Genomic DNA, 17,538 nt, shown 5'->3' with positions numbered 1-17,538 from the left:
CCTTCACCTGGGAGCTCGGTCGACCTTCACCTGGGAGAACGACACCTGCGGCCCCGACCCCGGCCGTCCCAGGAACAGGTACGGCCCCCGGTGGGCGGAGTCGGCGACCACGGCCCCGGCGCCCGCGCCGTCCGTGCGGCGGAACTCGATCGTCTTCGGCGACACCGTGATCGCCAGCCTGGCGACCGTCCCGGCCCGGATCGCCGGCGTCTTCACCGTCTTGAGCAGCTTCGTCTTGTTCGGGTCCTTGCGGTACAGCTGCAGCGAGCCGTTCTGCCGCAGGATCACGGTGTATCCGCCGTTCAGCGGGTGGCGGGCGTCGGTGAACGCGTGGTCGTGCCGGGCCGAGAAGTACAGGCCCGCCCACCGGGTCCGGTCGGAGACGAGCTTCTCGAAGCGCACCGCGGCGGTCAGCGTGTACGTCCTGCCCAGCGGGAACGCCCAGCCCTGCCGGGCGAACAGCGGATCGTCGCCGGCCGGGACCGTCCACCAGTGCGGCCGGGTGAACGTGCCGCGCTGGTGCGGGCCGAGCGCGGCGGCGCTCTGGCCGTTGCCCATGTGGCCGGGCCACCAGGTCCGCTTGCGGAACGGGTCCGCGGCCCGGGTGAAGCCGCGGCCGGAGATGTAGCCGGGGTCGTCGGTGTCGATGCCGCGGACCCCCAGCGCGTACAGCTCGTCCCGCCGGTGGTGGCGGTTGACGTCGTAACACGACACCGTCAGGCCCGCCCGCACGTACCGGGAGATCACCGCGTCGGGCAGCGTGGCCGACAGCGACACCCGTGAGATGCCGGCCTCCTTGAGCCGTTCGGGCGGGGCGGCGGCGGCCTGCGTCTCCGTGCCGATGAGCAGCTGGGCGACCATGCCCGCCTCACGGGCCTTGATCAGGGCGCCGAGGTCGTGGCTTTGCATCTGCACCCGGTGGGTCAGCCCGCGGGCCCGGACCGCGGCGATCACGGTCTCGGCGGCCGCGGGGTCCTTGGGGTCGGCCAGCAGCGGTTTGCGGTGCGCGTACCGGTCCAGCACCTCGGTCAGCAGCAGCGGGTGCGCATCGGCCGCGTCGCCGCCGAACCAGGTGCCCGCGTCGATGGTCAGCCGCTTGAACGCCGCCTTGGTGAACGAGGAGACCGGGCCGGTGGAGGTGGAGATCCGGTCCACGGTCGAGTCGTGCCAGACCCCGCCGGTCCCGTCCTTCAGCGTGCGGACGTCGAACTCCAGCAGATGGACGGTGGGGTCGGCCGCTCCGCGTTCGAAGGCCGCCGCGGTGTTCTCCGGGGCCAGGTACGCGCCCGCTCCGCGGTGGGCGATCACGTACCGGGGCGGCAGCTTCGTCAGGCTCTCCTGGTCGTCGAGGTCGGCCCCCGCGCTGGGCACCGTCAGGAGCGCGGCGAGGGAGGCGGCCGCGGTGAGCAGGGCCGGTAATGCACGCATGTATTCGGACCCTAGGCAAGGAACCTCTCCGCGACCACCTTCGCACGCGCCGTGTCCGGTCATCGGATGCCGCGGAAGCGGCCGGGGAGCGGAACGGACGTTTGTGATCTACCTTGTAAAGGCCGTGGGCGCGGGGCGCAGAACGCTCCGTTCCCTGCGGACAACGGGCACAAGAAGGGATGGAGCGAGCGAAAGAGGGGATGCGGGCGCGTGCACCGGCCGCGGGCGCCCGCGGAACCACGGCGGTGTCCGGGGCGGAGGTGAACGCCGCGGCGCGGGTCGAGAACGAGGCGGCGGACGAGTCGGCCTGTAGGCCGGGTTCTGTACCCGCGTACGCGGGTGGCGGCCATCCATCTCGGACTGCCGTTGCCGACAGCCTCCNCCCGCGTACGCGGGTGGCGGCCATCCATCTCGGACTGCCGTTGCCGACAGCCTCCAGCGGTCTACCCGCAGGCTCGGGCGGGCCGCCCTCAGGCGCCTGCGCGGAGGGCCGAGGCCCTCCTTCTTGACCTTGCTCCGGGTGGGGTTTGCCGAGCCGCCCAGGTCACCCTGGGCGCTGGTGAGCTCTTACCTCACCGTTTCACCCTTACCACCGCGCGAGGCGATGGCGGTCTGTTTTCTGTGGCACTTTCCCGCGGGTCACCCCGGGTCGGTGTTACCGACCACCCTGCCCTGTGGAGCCCGGACCTTCCTCGACGGGGACCGAGGTCCCCGGCGCGGCCGCCCGGCCGGCTCGTCCGCCGTGACATCCAGCCTAGGGGAGTCGAGCGGGACGGTGCATCTCCGTCGGTCAACCGCCCCACACGTGATAGCGGTCGATCGTCATCCAGGCGTTGACGCGCCCGCGGTCGCGTTGCGGATAGGGCTGACCGGTGTAGTGCCGGGACAGGCGGTCGATGCCCGACAGGTCGGGGTCGGGCTCGAGCGTCACCGGACCCTGCAGGCTCACATGCCGGTACCAGGAGTCGCCGTCCAGCACCGTCAACGAGATGTTGGGGTTGGCCTTGAGGTATTTCAGGCGCGCGCGGCCCTCGTCCAGGTTGAGCAGGATCCGGCCGTCGTCCCACAGGTACCAGGTCGCCACGGACACCGGGGTGCCGTCGGGCTTCACCGTCGCCATCACGGCGGGGTTGGGCTTGGACAGCAGCGCGACGACGTCGTCGGGAATCTCGGTCATGCGATCTCCTCCGGCAGATGATCTTGCGACATGGAGGGCAACCGGGGATCCCATGCCCGCATTCCGCGGCCGTCACGCCGCCGGGAGGCGCCGGGAGGCGCCGGAAACGGCCGCCTCCCGGCGCCTCCCGGACGGTCGCACCGGATGGAACGTCAGGCGTGCCGCAGGTGGTGGGTGTCGTTGAGGAGTCGGACCACCGCCGGGCCGTCGTCGTACCAGTCGATCCACGACAGCGACGAGGTGTCCAGATGCATGCGGTACAGCGACCCCATCGGGGCCTGGAGGGCGTCGCGGACCAGCAGCTTGATCGGCGTGACGTGGGAGACCACCAGGACCGTCTGACGCCGGTGGCGCACCTTCAGCTTGTCCAGGGCGACCCGGACCCGGCGGGCGACCTGCTCCAGGCTCTCCCCGCCGGGCGGGGCCGCCGAGGGGTCGGCCAGCCAGGCGTTCATCTGCTCGGGCCAGCGTTCACGGGCCTCGGCGAACGTCAGGCCCTCCCACTCGCCGAAGTCGGCCTCCCGCAGATCCTCCTCGACTCGCACCGGTGCGCCGGTCGTCGCCGCCGCCTCGGCCGCGGTCGCCCGGCAGCGGGCCAGCGGGGAGGTGACGATCGCCTCGATCCCGTGCCCCTTGAGCGCCTGCGCGGCGGCGCGGGCCTGCTCCAGGCCGGTCTCGGTCAGCGGAACGTCCGACACTCCTGCGAACCGCTTCTCGGCCGACAGCCGGGTCTCCCCGTGCCGCAGCAGCAGGGTCGTCGTCGGGGTGCGGCTCGCCGGGACCCGCGTCGCGGGGCCGGCGGCCGCCTCGACGACCGTCTCGGGCTTCGCGGGCTCCGCGGACGCCGAGGGCTCTGCGGGGTCGGCCCTGCGGGTCCAGGTCTCACCGCGGGCGGCGGCGTCCATCGCCTCGTTGGCCAGCCGGTCGGCGTGCGCGTTGCGCCGGCGCGCCACCCACTCGTACGACACCGAGCCCAGGGCGGAGGCGATCCGGCGGGCCTCCAGGGCCAGCGGGATCAGGTCGGGATGCTTGATCTTCCAGCGGCCCGACATCTGCTCCACCACGAGCTTGGAGTCCATCCGGACCTCCACGCGGGCCGCGGGGTCGATCCCGGCGGCGGCGCGCAGCCCGGCGATCAGGCCGCGGTATTCGGCGACGTTGTTGGTGGCGTGCCCGATCGCCTCGGCCGCCTCCGCCAGCACCTCGCCGGTGAGCGCGTCCTTGACCACCGCCCCGTACCCGGCCGGGCCGGGGTTGCCGCGTGAGCCGCCGTCGGCCTCGACGAGGAGTTTGCGGCTCACAGGCCCGACTCGGGGGTGCGGATCAGGATCCGCCGGCACTCCTCGCAGCGGACCACCTCGTCCTCGGCCGCGGCGCGGATCCGGTTCAGATCGACGGTGTTGAGCACCAGATGGCAGCCCTGGCACTGCCCCCGGTGCAGCGCCGCGGCGCCGACCCCGCCGAACTGCCCGCGCAGCTTCTCATACAGGGCCAGCAGGTCCTCGGGGATGTCCTTGGCGACCTCGGTGCGGGCGGCGCCGGTGGTCCCGGCCTCCTCGTCGATCTCGGCCAGTGCGGCGTCGCGGGCCCGGGTGACCTCGGCCAGCTCCCGTTCGGCGGCCTCGCGCTCGGAACGCAACTCGGCGGCTCTGCTCTCGGCCCGCTCGCGGCGTTCCATGATCTCCAGCACGACCTCCTCCAGGTCGGACTGGCGGCGGCGCAGCGAGGCGATCTCCGACTGCAGGCCGGACAGCTCCTTGGCGGAGGTGATCGCGCCCGAGTCCAGCCGCTGCTGGTCGCGTTCGGCGCGGGCGCGGACCTGGTCGACGTCCTTTTCGGCCTTCTTCTGCTCGCGGTCCAGGTCGGCCACCTCGGTCTCGGCGGCGACGATGGCGTCGCGCAGCTCGGCGAGCCTGGCCTGGATCCGCTCGATCTGGGCCGCCTCCGGCAGGTTGCGGCGGCGATGGTTCAGCCGGTCCAGCGCGGTGTCGAGTTCCTGCAGGTCGAGCAGGCGCTGCTGGGCTTGCGGTGCGGCTTTCACTGGTCTCCTTCGAAGTGCAGCGTCCAGGCGTCGGTCCGAAGCGTTGAGACATGGGCCTCCAGGCCCAGCTCGTCGGCCAGCCGGCGGCGGGCGTCGGCCAGCCAGGGCCACTCGGTGGCCCAGTGCGCGGCGTCGATCAGCGCCGGCCCGCCGGCCTCGCCGAACTCCGACGCCGGGTGGTGACGCAGGTCGGCGGTGAGGTAGACGTCGGCCCCGGACCGGCGGGCGGCGTCCAGCAGCGAGTCGCCCGCCCCGCCGCACACCGCGACGGTGCGGACCGGCCGGTCGGGGTCGCCGGCCACCCGGATCCCCCAGACGGTGGCGGGCAGCCCGGCGGCGGCCCGGGAGGCGAACTCCCGCAGCGGGATCGTGTCCGGCAGCTCTCCGACGCGGCCGAGGCCGCGGGCGGGGTCGTCGGGGGAGGGGGCCAGCGGACGCAGCGGACCGGTCACCCCCACCGCCCGGGCCAGCGCGTCGGAGACTCCGGGGGCGGCGACGTCGGCGTTGGTGTGCGCGGTGTACAGGGCCACGCCCGAGGAGATCAACCGGTGCACGATCCGGCCCTTGAAAGTCGTGGCGGCGACGCTGTTGACCGGACGCAGCAGCAGCGGATGATGGGTGATGATCAGATCCGCGCCGCGCTGGAGCGCTTCGTCGACGACGACGGCGACCGGGTCGACGGCCAGCAGCACCCGGTTGACCTCGGCGTCCGGGTCGCCGCAGACCAGACCCACGGCGTCCCACGACTCCGCCCACTGCGGCGGATACAGCTTCTCGAGGACGGTGATCACCTGGGACAGACGCACGTTCGGCAGGTTACCGCCCCCCGGCCTGTGCGGAGCGTGTTCGGTGGCGGGCTATGGTGGGGTGCCCCACGACCCTGGTATCAACGTGTCGGTCGCCAGGCGTCCGCGGGCGGTCCACCGGGAGCAAACCGGCGACCTGAAACGTTGGAGTTCACTGTGAAGTCACCTTTCCGCCGCCGTCGCAAGCGGCCCAAGAAGGGCGCGACGGCCAAGCCCAGGAACGTCCAGCCCGAGGTCGTGGAGTGGCCGGTCGAGGGCACCGGCCGCACCTCGATGATGGGCGCCATCCGCGGCGACGGGGAGACCGGCGCCGGGTTCGGTGCGGGCATGTTCGAGGAGCTGCACGCGGCCTTCTCCGGCGCCAAGAAGATCCAGCTCCAGGAGCAGGAGGCGCAGCGGCTGCGGCGCGGCGACGACCACCATGTGGAGGGCGACGCCGTCCGCCGCGACGACCTGGGCTCGGGCAAGATCCGCATTCGCCGCCCCGCGCCCAAGAACGAGCCGGGACCCGCGGCTCAGCAGTGACGCCCCTGCATCGAACATAGTTTCGAGCGTGGGGTGGGTGTGTGAGCGTCCGGATTCCGCCGGGCTGGCCCGAGCACGTGCCTCCGCCGGGCGATGAGCGCTTCACCGCCGCCGCGGTGACGTGGCTGCTGGAGCTGGTGCCCCCGGAGTATCGGCGGCACGGCGTGCTGCGCCGCTATCCGCTCGCCCTGGCCGGGCTGGCCCGTCGGCACGTCGAGGCGCACCTGCAGGCGGCGCGTGAGGGGTATCGCACCGCTCGCGCCGACCTGGCCGGGAAGGTCCCGCCGCACGGCATCGAGGCGCTGCTGGAGGTCTACCGCGTCGAAGGCGCCCGCCTGGCGGCGCTGGCCGAGTCGGTCGGGCTGGTCGAGACCGCCCTGGCGGAGTCCTCGCCCGGCGGCCCGCCGTCCCGTTCTTCCGCCTCGCGGCGATGACCCCGACTCTCGCGGCGGCCCTTCACGGTGTCTCTGTCGCCCGAAAGGCCTCGCCGGCGAAGAATTTCCCGCAGAAACAGCCAATGTCATCTGACGTTCAAGTCAGACGACACAAACTGTTCCGCTCGGGATTCGTACCGTCGAGATGAGAAGCCGGCTGAACGGGGGCCGGCGATGGGGGCGGACCGGCACCGGGTCCGCAGGAAAGGGAGCGGCCATGTTCCTGATCATCGCTGCGGTCGCGCTCATCGCACTGATCTCGTCCGTCGTCTACCTGATCGACTTCGCATTGGCCACCCGCCACGACTCGCTCCGCGCCCCGGCGAGCAGCGGAGGCGTCCGCCGGGCCCGCCGGGTCTCGGGAATGTACGTCCGCAGCCGCGAGGAGCAGCTGACCCACTGACCACCCCCCGGAATCCGCGTCCTCCACCGGCCCGATTCCGCCGGGCCGGACGGCGAGAGAGGGCTCGCCGAGGAAAAGGGCCCAGGAAAGAGGAAAAAGGGGGGAAGCGCGGTCGGCCCGCGGAGCCGCCCCGAACCGCTCCGCGGGCGGCCTCGACGCCCGGTCGGGCACGGGGGAGCCGGCCGGGCGTCACAGGAGGGATCGTCGGGAGGAGTCGCGGGGCCGGCGCGGACCGGACGGCCGCGTTCTCCCGACGATCCCGACGGGGACGCCGACCCGACCGGGCGAGGGGGCGGCGGCCGGACGGGCGACGGGGAGGGCGAGGACGGGACCGGGCCGCCTGCGCGCCGGGCGACCGCGGGCGACGATGCCGGGGGAGGGGAAGAGCCGGAGACGCCGGAGAAGGACGCCGAGGCGCCGGGAGGGCACAGAGGGCGTCCGGAGGAGAACGCCGGGAGGGCGCCGAGGGGGGCGGGGCCCGTCCGGACCCGGATCAGGGGGCGGAGGGGAGCCCTGGGACGTCGCCGGGTGCCTCGTCGGGAACCTCGGCGAAGGCCCCGGTCCGGCGGTCCAGGAGATGGACCTTGGCGGTCTCCAGATCCAGATAGAGCCCGACCAGTTCGAGCCGTCCGGCCTCGACGCGCTCCCGCAGCCAGGGATGGCTCAGCAGGTTGTCCAGCTGCTGACGGACGTTGATCTGGCACAGCCGGGTGAGCGGAGGCCGCTCGTCGGGCGCGCCGTCCATGAAACGGGCCAGGCTGGGAGCGGCGTGCCGAAGCCACCGCGACAGCGACTGCAGGTGCTCGACCTCCTTGCCCCCGCCCAGCACGCCGGCCATGGCGCCGCAGTTGGAGTGGCCGCACACCGTGATGGTCCGCACGTCCAGCACGTTGGTGGCGTACTCGACCGCGGCCATCACCGAGTCGTCGGGCGGCCGAGATCCGTGCCGGGGGACCAGGTTGCCCACATTGCGGACGATGAACAGATCGCCCGGGCCGCTGGCGGTGATGATGTTGGGGACCACCCGGGAGTCCACGCAGGTGATGAACAGGTGCTCGGGCGCCTGCCGGAACGCCAGCTCCGCCATGATCGGGCGGACCAGCGGCGCCATCTGCCCGTGATATTCGCGGACCCCCGCCAGCAGCGGCGCGCTGGGCGGCGCCTGCGGGGAGTCCGGCCCCGATGTCCGGGCGTCGCGCCGCCAGCGGTTCGCCCACGGCGCCCACCAGCGACGGTGCGGGGGCTTCGAAGGCGCGGGGGACGTCTCGCCGGTCATTGACCCTTCGTACCAATTTTCCCGGCGATGTCCCATGTCGTGTTCGCCACGTCGCGCCGCCGGCCTCCCCTCAGGCGGGACGGCCGGGAGGCCGGGAGGTCGCATCGGGCGGGCGGGAGAACGGGCGGGAGAACGGGCGGGAGAACGCACGGCGCCCGGCGCCCCCGCGATGCGGGTGGACGCCGGGCGCGTCGCTCCGGTCAGCCGGTCCGGTCAGCGGCGGTAGTCGCGGTGGTTCTCCCAGTCGTCGCCGGGCTGGTCCTGCTGGCCGTAGGGGTTGTGCTCGGACCGGTTGTCGCCCGGCTGCCCGTAGGAGGGGGGCGGGTAGCCGCCGCCGTAGGCCTGGGTGGCGTTGGGGTCGCCGGAGGGGGTGTAACCGCCGCCGAAGGAGTAACCGCCGGAGCCGCCCAGCGAACCGGGCCCGCTCGACCCGGCCGAGCCGGACAGGGTGCCGCCGTGCTCGCCGCCGAACGAGCCGTAGGAGGAGTCGCGGCCGGTCGAGCCGCCCAGCGGGTCGTCGTACCGCGGCGTCTCCCCGTACGCCGGGGCGGACGGGTAGCCGTCGGTGGAGTAGCCCTGCCCGCCGCCGGATCCGTAGCCGCCGGTGCTCGGACCGCCGGTGCTCGAGCCGCCGAGACCGGACAGCCCGGACAGGCCGCTGCCCGACAGCTGTCCGCCGGACAGGTCGTCGGTGTGGCTCTGACCCGACGTCGTCCCGCCGGACGACCAGGGCGCACTGGAGCCGTAGGAGGAGTCGTGGGCGGCGCTCAGCGGGTCGTTGAGCGGGTCGGGCAGTGCGCTCCCGGGAGAGGACTCCCCGTACCCTCCGGAACCCGTGCCGGTCGAGCCGGCGGCGCTGGCCGAGCGCTCGGACTGGATGCGCTGGAGCAGTTCGTCCACGGTGGGCAGGCGGCTCTCCCCGTCCCCCGAGCGCGAGGACGAACCGATCGATCCGGCCGATCCCGCGGACGCCGCGGGTGCGGCCGGGGCCGATCCGCCCAGCCCCGGAATGCCGGAGTCGGTGCGAGAGAGGTCGCGACCGCTGCCGTAGCCGCCCGTCAGGGGCCCGGGGGCGGAGGAGGACTCCGACCCGTACGAGGGAGAGGAGGAGTCCGACCCGTAGGAAGGGGACTCCGAGCCGTAGGAGGAGGTCTCCGTGGGCGAGCCGTAGGCGATGGTCTTGTCGACGGGGCTGGCGTAGTCGCCCGCCCCGCCGTAGGAGCCCCCGGGCGGACCGGCCGGGCGGTCCTCGGCGCGGGCCGCCGGCATGCCCAGCGGGTCGGCGGCGGGCGGCGGGGGGAAGTCCCGCGGCGGGTCCTGCCGGGAGGGCCCGGTCGGGCCGCCGCCCTGCTGGGCGTTCAGCAGATCCCCGAGGGACGAGGAGACCGGGGACGCCGGGGCGTCGCCGCGCAGGGGCGACGACGTCGGAAGGTCGTGCTGCTCGGACGCCGAGGGCGCCGGGGGGTAGGATTGCGGCTCCCCGCCGTAGGGCGCCTGCTCTCCGTACGGGGCCTGCTCTCCGCCATAGGGGGCCTGTTCGCCGCCGTAGGGGGCCTGCTCCCCGGCGTAGGGGGCTTGTTCGCCGCCGTAGGGGGCGCCGTCGCCGTACTGACCGCCGTCGTGACCGTACTGGTCGTCGGAGCGGTACTGATCGTCGTGACCGTACTGATCGCCGTACTGGTCGTAGTGCCCCTGGTCGTACTGGGCGTTGTAGTTCCCCTGGTCGTAGTCCCCTTGGTCGTAGTGGGCGTTCCCCTGGTCGTACTGGCCGTCGTAGCCGCCGGACTCGACGCCCGCCGGCACCGGCTGGGGCATGGCGGGCGACGGCCCCGCGGGCTCGGCCGGCTCCGCGGGATGGTCGTTCACCGGGGCGGCCATCGGACTGCCGGCGGGCTCCGCCTCCGCGGAGCGCTCCTCGTCGCGGTCGCGCTGCCAGGGGAACTTGGGCTTGTCCAGCGTGATGGTCGCCCAGTAGTCGTCGTCGCTGATCTCCTCGCCGGGGGCGTCGTGCTCGGCGGGCGGAGGCACCGGCGAGCCGGCCGGGGCGGGCTGCGGCCCGCCGGCGACCCGACGGTCGGGACCGGGCGCGGGCTGGTCGTCATAGCCCCCGTAGCCGTCATAACCGTCCTCGACGGCCTCAGGGGGCGGGGGAGCCGCCCTTCTGCCCCGGCCCCTGGACCGCTGCGGCTGCTCCTCGTCGATCCAGTCGTCGTCGGCGCCGGCCCGGTTCGCCCGCAAGCCCAAGACGACCAGGACCACCACCACGATGACGACCACGATGAGGCCGGGAACGACGATGAACGTAATCATTGTTTGACCATCCAATGCCATGGCTCAGCGGAGACCGCCGGCGTGGCCTGTCGGGGTGAGGCCCGGAAGCCCTTGCTGCTTGACGGTGGCGCCTGAGTCCTGGGGGACCTGTGCTGATTGTGGCTGACCGCTATGACCGTTGTCACACCATTGACCGACATCTGTCATCCCCCAGGCTCGTGGGCCGTTCCACGAACGCGCTACGCGTCGCCGAAGTATCCGGTGATCCTTCCGCGGCCCACCGTATGTTCGGCGATCGTGCTCAACGCCTCCTTGAGCGGCGCCCCCTGCCGAAGCGCGAGCCGCTCGCTGAGCGCGTAGACCGTGAAACGGTAGCGGTGCCGCTCCCCCCTGGGCGGGCACGGCGGCACGTACGTCGTCTTCTTGCTGGTGTTCAGCGCCTCCACCGCCTTCTCCGGCCGGGCCCCCTCGACCAGCTCGGTGGTCGTGCCGTCGATGTTCACGATCACCCAGCCGACATGGGCGCCCTTGGAGCCGTCCGGGTCGTCCATCACGATGGCGAACGCCCGGGTCGTCCGGCTCGGCGCGCCCGACCATCGCAGCGGCGGCGTCCGGCCCTGGCCCCCAGGGTACTTGGGGCAGGCGAACCGCGCGGGCAGCTCTTTGCCGTCGTGGAAGGCCGGGCTGGTCACCGTGAACTCGGTGATCTCGACGCCCGAGTTCATCGCGGGTCCGGTCAGCCCGCAGCCGGACACCGATCCCACCAGCGCGACCGTGGTCGCGGCGGCCGTCAGGGCGCGGGCCGCACGTGGAGGGCGCGGGGGGCCGTCCCCCTGAGTGGCGGGGGCGCGGCGCCGGTTCGTGGTGTTCATCTCCTGCAACGCTCCCGGGCGATGATCGCGGTGCCGCCCCTGCCGTCATGGCGCGGATCCGGGGAGGCGCCTTCCTCGCGGCACCACACTAGAGCCTCGGCGGGGCCGTGCCGTGCCGAAACCGGCCGTCGCTCCGGGGAACTGTCCGTGACATCCCCGTCTGTCCAAAGCGGGGGGATGTGAGCTTGGTCATGCCTGTTCTGTGGTGTTCTGGGCGGTTCGACGTGAAGGAGTGGCATACTTCACTCGTGAATCGCCGCTCTGGATTGCCTTATTGAAAAGTTTTGCGGTTCTTAACGCGTTACCGATTGGCGTTCGGTTTGGGGTGTCGGATAGCTTGTGAACGTCTTCACAAGTGTCCTACGTCCTTAGGAGGCCGTCATGGCCAGGCGCGCCCAGCCCCCTGGCGCTCCCCACATCCTCATCGTGGGCGGCGGCTACGTGGGCATGTACACCGCGCTGCGGCTGGAGAAGAAGCTGCGTCGTGAGCTCAAGCGAGGCGAGGTCACGATCACCGTCGTCGACCCGCAGTCCTACATGACCTACCAGCCGTTCCTCCCCGAGGCCGCCGCCGGCAACCTGTCCCCCCGCCACGTGGTCGCGCCCCTGCGGCGGGTCCTGCCCCGCTGCACGGTGCTGAACGCCCGGGTCACCGAGCTGAACCACGAGGAGCGCTGGGCCATCGTGCAGCCGATCGCCGGCCCCCCGGAGCGGATCTGCTACGACTACCTGGTCATGGCCGCCGGTTCGGTCTCCCGGACCCTGCCCATCCCCGGCCTGGCCGAGCACGGCATCGGCTTCAAGACCATCGGCGAGGCCATCCACCTGCGCAACCACGTGCTGGCCCAGCTCGACATCGCCGAGTCGACCAAGGACGAGGAGATCCGGCGCAAGGCGTTGACCTTCGTGTTCGTCGGCGGCGGCTTCGCCGGCGTGGAGGCCCTGGCCGAGCTGGAGGACATGGCCCGCAGCGCCGTCAAGTACTACCGCAACGTCGGCGTCGAGGACATGCGCTGGGTGCTGGTCGAGGCCGCCGACCGGATCCTCCCCGAGGTCGGCCCCGACATGGGCAAGTGGACCGCCGAGCAGCTGCGCGGACGCGGCATCGACGTCAAGATGAACACCTACCTGAAGTCCGCCGAGAACCAGATCATCGAGCTCTCGGACGGCAGCCGCTTCCCCGCGGGCACCCTGGTGTGGACCGCCGGCGTCAAGTCCGCCCCCATCGCCCGCAAGTCCGGCCTGCCCGTGGACGAGCGCGGCCGGATCAAGGCCACCGAGTACCTCACCATCGAGGGGGTCGTGCGGGCCTTCACCGCCGGCGACAACGCCGCCGTGCCCGACCTGACCCGGGAGGGCGAGTTCTGCGCCCCCAACGCGCAGCACGCCGTGCGCCAGGCCAAGGTCCTCGCCGACAACATCGTCCGCTCCCTGCGCGGCAAGACCCTCAAGCCGTACGTGCACAGCTACGCCGGATCCGTCGCCGGCCTCGGCCTCTACAAGGGCGTCGCCCACGTGTACGGCATCAAGGTCAAGGGCCTGCCCGCCTGGTTCCTGCACCGCACCTACCACATGTCCCGCGTCCCCACCTTCAACCGCAAGGTCAAGGTGCTGGCCGACTGGACCCTGGCGCTGATCTTCAAGCGCGAGACCGTCTCCCTCGGCAGCATCGAACGGCCCCGCGCCGAGTTCGAGCTGGCCAGCAAGGACGAGATCGGGGTCAAGGCGGCCTGACCGGCGGACCGCCCGACCGCCGGTCGGCGCAGGGACGCGGCCCTGCCGCCGCCTTCCTCGCCGTTCCCTCCGCCGTCGCGGGAGGCCCGCCCTGGTCGGGTCTCCCGCGACGCACGGGTCGCCCGCGGCGACGATCCGGCCCATGCCCCCGATCGGGCCCGGCCGAGGAGGAGAACGGCCCACGGCCCCCGACCGCCCCGAGCGTCGTGACGGCGGCCGTCGGAGATCGCAGAGCGCTCTGCGGCCCCCGACGGCCGTCGGGCCGGAGGCGGCGTCGGACCCGGGGCGATCCGGGCCGGGTCAGATCCGCCGCCGGAACGCCCGCAGCGACAGCGGGACGAAGATCGCCGCGATCAGCACGCCCCAGCCCAGCGCGATCACGGCGTGCTCCAGGACGGGGCCGCCGCCCTGCTCGCCGACCGTCAGCCCGCGCACCGCCTCGACCAGGTGGGTCATCGGGTTGTTGCGCATGATGAACTGCAGCGCCTGCGGCGCCTGCGGCGAGATCGGCACGAACGCCGAGCTGAGGAAAGAGGCCGGGAAGATGAGGGTGAACCCGAAGATCTGCACCTTCTCCGGCTCGCCGGCCGTCAGGCCGATGAACACCGCCGCCCAGGCGAACAGCGTGGTGAACGCCAGCAGCACCAGCAGGGCCGCCAGCAGGTGCAGCGGGGAGGTCTCGATCCGGAACCCGATCGCGAACCCGACCGTCAGCAGCACCGCCATCGACCAGACCTGCTTGACGGTGTCGGCCAGCATCCGGCCGGTGAGCGGGGCGCTGCGGGCGATCGGCAGGCTGCGCAGCCGGTCGAACACGCCCTTGGTGATGTCCACGTTCAGCCCGAACCCGGTGGTCATCGTGGCGAACAGCGCGTTCTGCGCGATGATCCCGGGGATCACCACCGGCAGGTAGTCCTGCACCGTGCCGCCGATCGCCGGCCCGAAGACGTAGGCGAACAGCAGCACGAACATGATCGGCTGGACGCTGAGGTCGATCAGCTCCATCGGGTTGTGCTTGATCTGCACCAGGTTCCGCCAGGCGAGGGTGGCCACGTTGCGGGCGGCGGTGCCGGGGGAGACCCGCCTCCCCGGGGCGAGAGGGGCCGCAGGAGTCGCGGTGGTCATGTCGGAGGCTCCGATCGGGACGGGACGGACACGGAGACGGAAACGGACGCGGGAGGGCTCGGGCGGGCGCGGGTCAGCCTCCGGCCGCGGCGGGGGCGGCCTCGGGCTCGGCGGCGGGAGCGGAATCGACGTGATGGCCGGTGAGGGCGAAGAACACCTCGTCGAGGCTGGGCCTGCGCAGCGACAGCTCGCCCACCGGCACCCCGGCGTCGTCCAGCCGGCGCACCACCGCCGGCATCACCGCCGGGTCCGACAAGGGCGCGCTGACCAGCCCGTCGCGCGTCTCCGGCGCGGCGCCGGTCAGCTCCCCGACGATCCGGGCGACCGCCGCGCAGTCGCTCTCGGCGACCGGCCGGACCTCCAGCACCTGCCCGCCGACCTGCGCCTTCAGCTCATCGGGGGTGCCCCGGGCGATCACCCGCCCATGGTCGATCACCACGATGTCGTCGGCGAGCTGGTCGGCCTCCTCCAGATACTGGGTGGTCAGCAGCACCGTCACCCCGTCGTCGGCGAGCCCGCGCACGAGGTCCCACAACGCGCCGCGGCTGCGCGGGTCGAGCCCGGTGGTGGGCTCGTCCAGGAACAGGATCTGCGGCCGGCCGACCAGGCTGGCGGCCAGGTCCAGGCGGCGGCGCATGCCGCCGGAGTAGGTCTTCGCCGCCCGATCCCGCGCGTCGGTCAGGCCGAACCGCTCCAGCAGCTCGACGGCCCGCCGCCGGGCGTCCCGCCGGGACAGCCCCAGCAGCCGGCCGATCATCATCAGGTTCTCGGTGCCGGTGAGCATCTCGTCGACTCCGGCGTACTGCCCGGTCAGCCCGATCAGCCCGCGCACCCGGTGCGCGTCGGCGACCACGTCGTACCCGCCGACCAGGGCGCGTCCGGCGTCCGGCCGGATCAGCGTGGCCAGCACCCGGACGGTGGTGGTCTTGCCGGCGCCGTTCGGCCCCAGCAGGCCGAGCACCGAGCCGGTACGGGCCACCAGGTCCACGCCGGCCAGCGCCCGAGTGCCGCCGAAGCGTTTCTCCAGACCCTCGGCCTGGATGGCGTACGTCATGACGTTCTCCTTCGGTGATGCCCCTCCGGCGGTGCCGGTGCGTGAAGAGCCCACGGCATTGACGCGACGTCGTGTCAAGCCGTGCGCCGCCCGCACGGAACGCATCCGGCTTTCGCCGTCGCTGACAAGGAACTGACCAAGGACCTCAGCCTCGCACGGAGGTCTGACAAAACCCTGGGCTCCCGGACACAGGGTCCCTACCCGGCGCGGGGATACACTCCGGATGTGACGGCCGCGAGCGAGACCCGCCGGCGGGACGACGCCCCGCCGCGGCTGCGCCCGCCCGCGCACCGGGTCGCGCCGCGCGCCGTGGTGCACTGGACGCTCGATTACCTGCTGGCCTGGGGGGCGGCGTTCGCGCTGGCCCTGGGCGCGGCGGCCTGGCTGGACGAGGGCCGCCGGGGCCTCCTGCCGGACTGGGCGCAAGGCCGCGTCTGGTGGCTGCCCGCGCTGGTCGGCGCGGCCGGGCTGGCCACCGTGCTGGTGGCCCCCGCCTGGCGGTACCGGGTGCACCGCTGGGAGGTCAGCGCCGACGTCGTCTACACCCGCACCGGCTGGTTCGCCCGCGAGTGGCTGCTGGTGCCGGTCAGCCGCATCCAGACCGTCGACACCGAGCAGGGCCTGATCGAACGACTGCTGGGGCTGGCGACCCTGCAGATCAACACCGCCTCGCACACCGGCTCCTCCCAGGTCGCCGGGCTGCCGGTGGACGTGGCCACCCGGCTGGCCGCCGAACTGGCCAGACGCGCCCACGATCTGCGCGACGACGCCACATGAGCTCCGGCGGGCTCACCGAGGACACCGAGGCGGGCCTGACCCCCTCGACGCCCCGCCCGCCCGCGCTGCGGCTGCATCCGCTGACGATCCTGGTGGGGGCCGGACGGGAGCTGACCGCGGCGTTGACGGCCGGGACGGCGGCGCTGCTGGTCGGCGGGGCGGGCGCGGCGTTCTACTTCGCGCTGACCGCGCTGGGGTTCACGTTCTGCTACCACCTGGCCAAATGGGCCACGTTCACCTACCGGGTGCACGCCGACCGGATCGAGCTGCGCCGCGCCCTGGTCGGCCGGTCGGTGACCACCATCCCCCGGGAACGGATCCGCGGCGTCGACATCAGCGCGCCGCCCGCCCACCGGCTGCTGGGCCTGGCCGTCGTGCACATCGACGCCGGCGCCGAGGGCGGCGAGGGCGAGTTGCGGGCGGTGTCGCGCGCCGAGGCCGAACGGCTGCGCGAGGCGCTGCTGCGCGGCGACGCCGCGGGAGGACGGGCCGCCGCGGAGGCCGAGAGCGCCGAGGGGGACGGTTCGGAGGTCCTGGCCCGGGCGCGGCCCTGCTGGTACCTGTTCGCCCCGCTCGGCGGCGCCTACCTGCTCACCCCCTTCGCGCTGGTGGGCAGCCTGCTGGGGGCGCTGTACAACCTGGGCGGCGAGCTGGACCTGATCGACGATGAGCGGCTCGTCCGGCTCGGCGGGGACGTGGCGGGTCTGCCGCCGACGGCGCTCCTGACGGCCGCGCTGGTCTTCGCGCTCGCCGTGCCGATCATCTCGATCATCGCGTTCGCCCTGTTCAACTGGGACTTCACCCTGCGGTACGGGCAGGGCGGGACGGTGCTGGTCGCCGAACGCGGCCTGATCACCCGACGCAGCGTCACCCTGGAGCGCCGCCGCATCCGCGGGGTGGAGCTGACCGATCACCCTCTTGAGCGCGCCGCCGGGGCGGCCCGCCTGAACGCCCTGGTGACCGGGCTGGACGACAGCGCCTACCGGGGCAGCCTGCTGCCCGCCGCCCCGCGCACGGCGACGATCCGCACCGCCGCCCGGGTGATGGGCGGCCGGCTGCCGGGCCCGCTGCTGCGGCATCCACCCGCCGCCCGCCGCCGGAGGCTGGCCCGGGCGGTCGGCCCGCCGCTGATCCTGGCCGTGGCGGCGGCCGTCGCCGGGCGGGAGTGGGCGCTGTATCCGGCGTTGGCGGCGACGCTGCTGGCGGTGCCGCTCGGGCTGGACCGCTACCGGCAGCTCGGCCACGCCACCGACGGCGTCCGGCTGAGCGTGCGCTCGGGGTCGCTGCGTCGCCGCCGGGTGGTCGTCGAGCACCGGGCGGTGGTGGCCTGGCGGCTGCGGCAGACGCTGTTCCAACGGAGGGCCGGTCTGGCCACGCTGACCGTGGGGGTCGGCGCCGGCGACGGCGCCTACTCCGCCGTCGACATGGGGGAGCCCGAGGCGATCGCGTTCGCCCGCGAGATCACCCCCGAGTGGGTGACGCCGTTCCTGGCGAAGCGGGAACCCTAGCCGCGGGCGGCCCGCGAGGAGATCTCGGCCGGAGCGGGACCGGGCCGGCGCAGCGGGCGGCCCGGCTCCGGCGCGGCGAGGACGGGCGCGGCGGCACCGCCCGGCGC

16 protein-coding genes and 1 other RNA gene are annotated in these 17,538 nt (G+C 73.3%); 6 read left to right on the top strand and 11 right to left on the bottom strand.

What is annotated here, in order from left to right; translation table 11 throughout:
• Positions 1–3 precede the first annotated feature (3 nt).
• The 6 genes from EIO00_RS22115 to EIO00_RS22090 form a co-directional block, all read right to left on the bottom strand.
• A complete protein-coding gene (locus EIO00_RS22115) occupies positions 4–1,428 on the bottom strand; it encodes a glycerophosphodiester phosphodiesterase (protein WP_161602779.1) in 1,425 nt (474 codons plus the stop codon).
• 294 nt (positions 1,429–1,722) lie between these two features.
• An RNA gene (rnpB, locus tag EIO00_RS22110) (RNase P RNA component class A) lies at positions 1,723–2,164 on the bottom strand.
• A 54-nt stretch (positions 2,165–2,218) separates the two neighbouring features.
• A complete protein-coding gene (locus EIO00_RS22105; protein ID WP_140182012.1) occupies positions 2,219–2,605 on the bottom strand; it encodes a PPOX class F420-dependent oxidoreductase in 387 nt (128 codons plus the stop codon).
• Positions 2,606–2,757: 152 nt separating this feature from the next.
• On the bottom strand, positions 2,758–3,906 hold the full coding sequence (locus tag EIO00_RS22100; protein ID WP_140182010.1) for a bifunctional RNase H/acid phosphatase: 1,149 nt from the start codon (positions 3,904–3,906) through the stop codon (positions 2,758–2,760).
• Positions 3,903–4,646: a zinc ribbon domain-containing protein gene (locus EIO00_RS22095; RefSeq protein WP_140182008.1), complete on the bottom strand. Its 744-nt coding sequence runs from the start codon at positions 4,644–4,646 to the stop codon at positions 3,903–3,905. The genes EIO00_RS22100 and EIO00_RS22095 overlap by 4 nt, the downstream gene beginning before the upstream one ends.
• Positions 4,643–5,452: a Nif3-like dinuclear metal center hexameric protein gene (locus tag EIO00_RS22090; RefSeq protein ID WP_140182006.1), complete on the bottom strand. Its 810-nt coding sequence runs from the start codon at positions 5,450–5,452 to the stop codon at positions 4,643–4,645. The genes EIO00_RS22095 and EIO00_RS22090 overlap by 4 nt, the downstream gene beginning before the upstream one ends.
• Before the next feature lie 156 nt (positions 5,453–5,608).
• Here EIO00_RS22090 and EIO00_RS22085 point away from each other — a divergent pair, with 156 nt between their 5' ends.
• From EIO00_RS22085 to EIO00_RS22075, 3 genes are all read left to right on the top strand, one after another.
• Positions 5,609–5,977 carry a DUF6191 domain-containing protein gene (locus tag EIO00_RS22085; RefSeq protein WP_140182004.1) on the top strand — a complete coding sequence of 123 codons (369 nt, stop codon included), beginning with the start codon at positions 5,609–5,611 and terminating at the stop codon, positions 5,975–5,977.
• 41 nt (positions 5,978–6,018) lie between these two features.
• Positions 6,019–6,411, top strand: coding sequence for a hypothetical protein (locus EIO00_RS22080; protein WP_241661521.1), 393 nt, complete (start codon positions 6,019–6,021; stop codon positions 6,409–6,411).
• A 217-nt stretch (positions 6,412–6,628) separates the two neighbouring features.
• Positions 6,629–6,814: a hypothetical protein gene (locus tag EIO00_RS22075; RefSeq protein ID WP_140182002.1), complete on the top strand. Its 186-nt coding sequence runs from the start codon at positions 6,629–6,631 to the stop codon at positions 6,812–6,814.
• A 493-nt stretch (positions 6,815–7,307) separates the two neighbouring features.
• On the opposite strand, the gene EIO00_RS22070 is transcribed toward EIO00_RS22075, so the two are convergent.
• The 3 genes from EIO00_RS22070 to EIO00_RS22060 all read right to left on the bottom strand — a co-directional run bounded on the left by EIO00_RS22070 (position 7,308) and on the right by EIO00_RS22060 (position 11,233).
• Positions 7,308–8,090 carry a carbonic anhydrase gene (locus EIO00_RS22070; protein ID WP_241661520.1) on the bottom strand — a complete coding sequence of 261 codons (783 nt, stop codon included), beginning with the start codon at positions 8,088–8,090 and terminating at the stop codon, positions 7,308–7,310.
• A 213-nt stretch (positions 8,091–8,303) separates the two neighbouring features.
• Entirely contained in the window at positions 8,304–10,400 is a 2,097-nt protein-coding gene (locus EIO00_RS22065) for a hypothetical protein (protein ID WP_140181998.1), read from the bottom strand.
• Between the two features lie 200 nt (positions 10,401–10,600).
• On the bottom strand, positions 10,601–11,233 hold the full coding sequence (locus EIO00_RS22060) for a YbhB/YbcL family Raf kinase inhibitor-like protein (protein WP_140181996.1): 633 nt from the start codon (positions 11,231–11,233) through the stop codon (positions 10,601–10,603).
• Positions 11,234–11,614: 381 nt separating this feature from the next.
• On the opposite strand from EIO00_RS22060, the gene EIO00_RS22055 reads away from it, so the two are divergent.
• Positions 11,615–12,967: an NAD(P)/FAD-dependent oxidoreductase gene (locus EIO00_RS22055; RefSeq protein ID WP_140181994.1), complete on the top strand. Its 1,353-nt coding sequence runs from the start codon at positions 11,615–11,617 to the stop codon at positions 12,965–12,967.
• Positions 12,968–13,267: 300 nt separating this feature from the next.
• On the opposite strand, the gene EIO00_RS22050 is transcribed toward EIO00_RS22055, so the two are convergent.
• Together EIO00_RS22050 and EIO00_RS22045 are read right to left on the bottom strand one after the other, a co-directional pair.
• Positions 13,268–14,092 carry an ABC transporter permease gene (locus EIO00_RS22050; protein ID WP_140181993.1) on the bottom strand — a complete coding sequence of 275 codons (825 nt, stop codon included), beginning with the start codon at positions 14,090–14,092 and terminating at the stop codon, positions 13,268–13,270.
• Positions 14,093–14,165: 73 nt separating this feature from the next.
• The gene (locus EIO00_RS22045) at positions 14,166–15,146 is read right to left on the bottom strand and encodes an ATP-binding cassette domain-containing protein (RefSeq protein WP_140181991.1); all 981 of its coding nucleotides are present in this window, start codon (positions 15,144–15,146) and stop codon (positions 14,166–14,168) included.
• Between the two features lie 225 nt (positions 15,147–15,371).
• On the opposite strand from EIO00_RS22045, the gene EIO00_RS22040 reads away from it, so the two are divergent.
• Both EIO00_RS22040 and EIO00_RS22035 read left to right on the top strand, forming a co-directional pair.
• A complete protein-coding gene (locus EIO00_RS22040) occupies positions 15,372–15,923 on the top strand; it encodes a PH domain-containing protein (RefSeq protein WP_241661519.1) in 552 nt (183 codons plus the stop codon).
• Positions 15,920–17,431 carry a PH domain-containing protein gene (locus EIO00_RS22035; protein ID WP_140181990.1) on the top strand — a complete coding sequence of 504 codons (1,512 nt, stop codon included), beginning with the start codon at positions 15,920–15,922 and terminating at the stop codon, positions 17,429–17,431. The genes EIO00_RS22040 and EIO00_RS22035 overlap by 4 nt, the downstream gene beginning before the upstream one ends.
• The last annotated feature ends 107 nt before the right edge of the window (positions 17,432–17,538 follow it).

Origin of the sequence: Thermomonospora catenispora (assembly GCF_006363815.1) — a bacterium.
GTDB classification, from domain to species: Bacteria; Actinomycetota; Actinomycetes; order Streptosporangiales; family Streptosporangiaceae; genus Thermomonospora; species Thermomonospora catenispora.
This window is presented reverse-complemented; position numbering and strand designations above follow the sequence as displayed.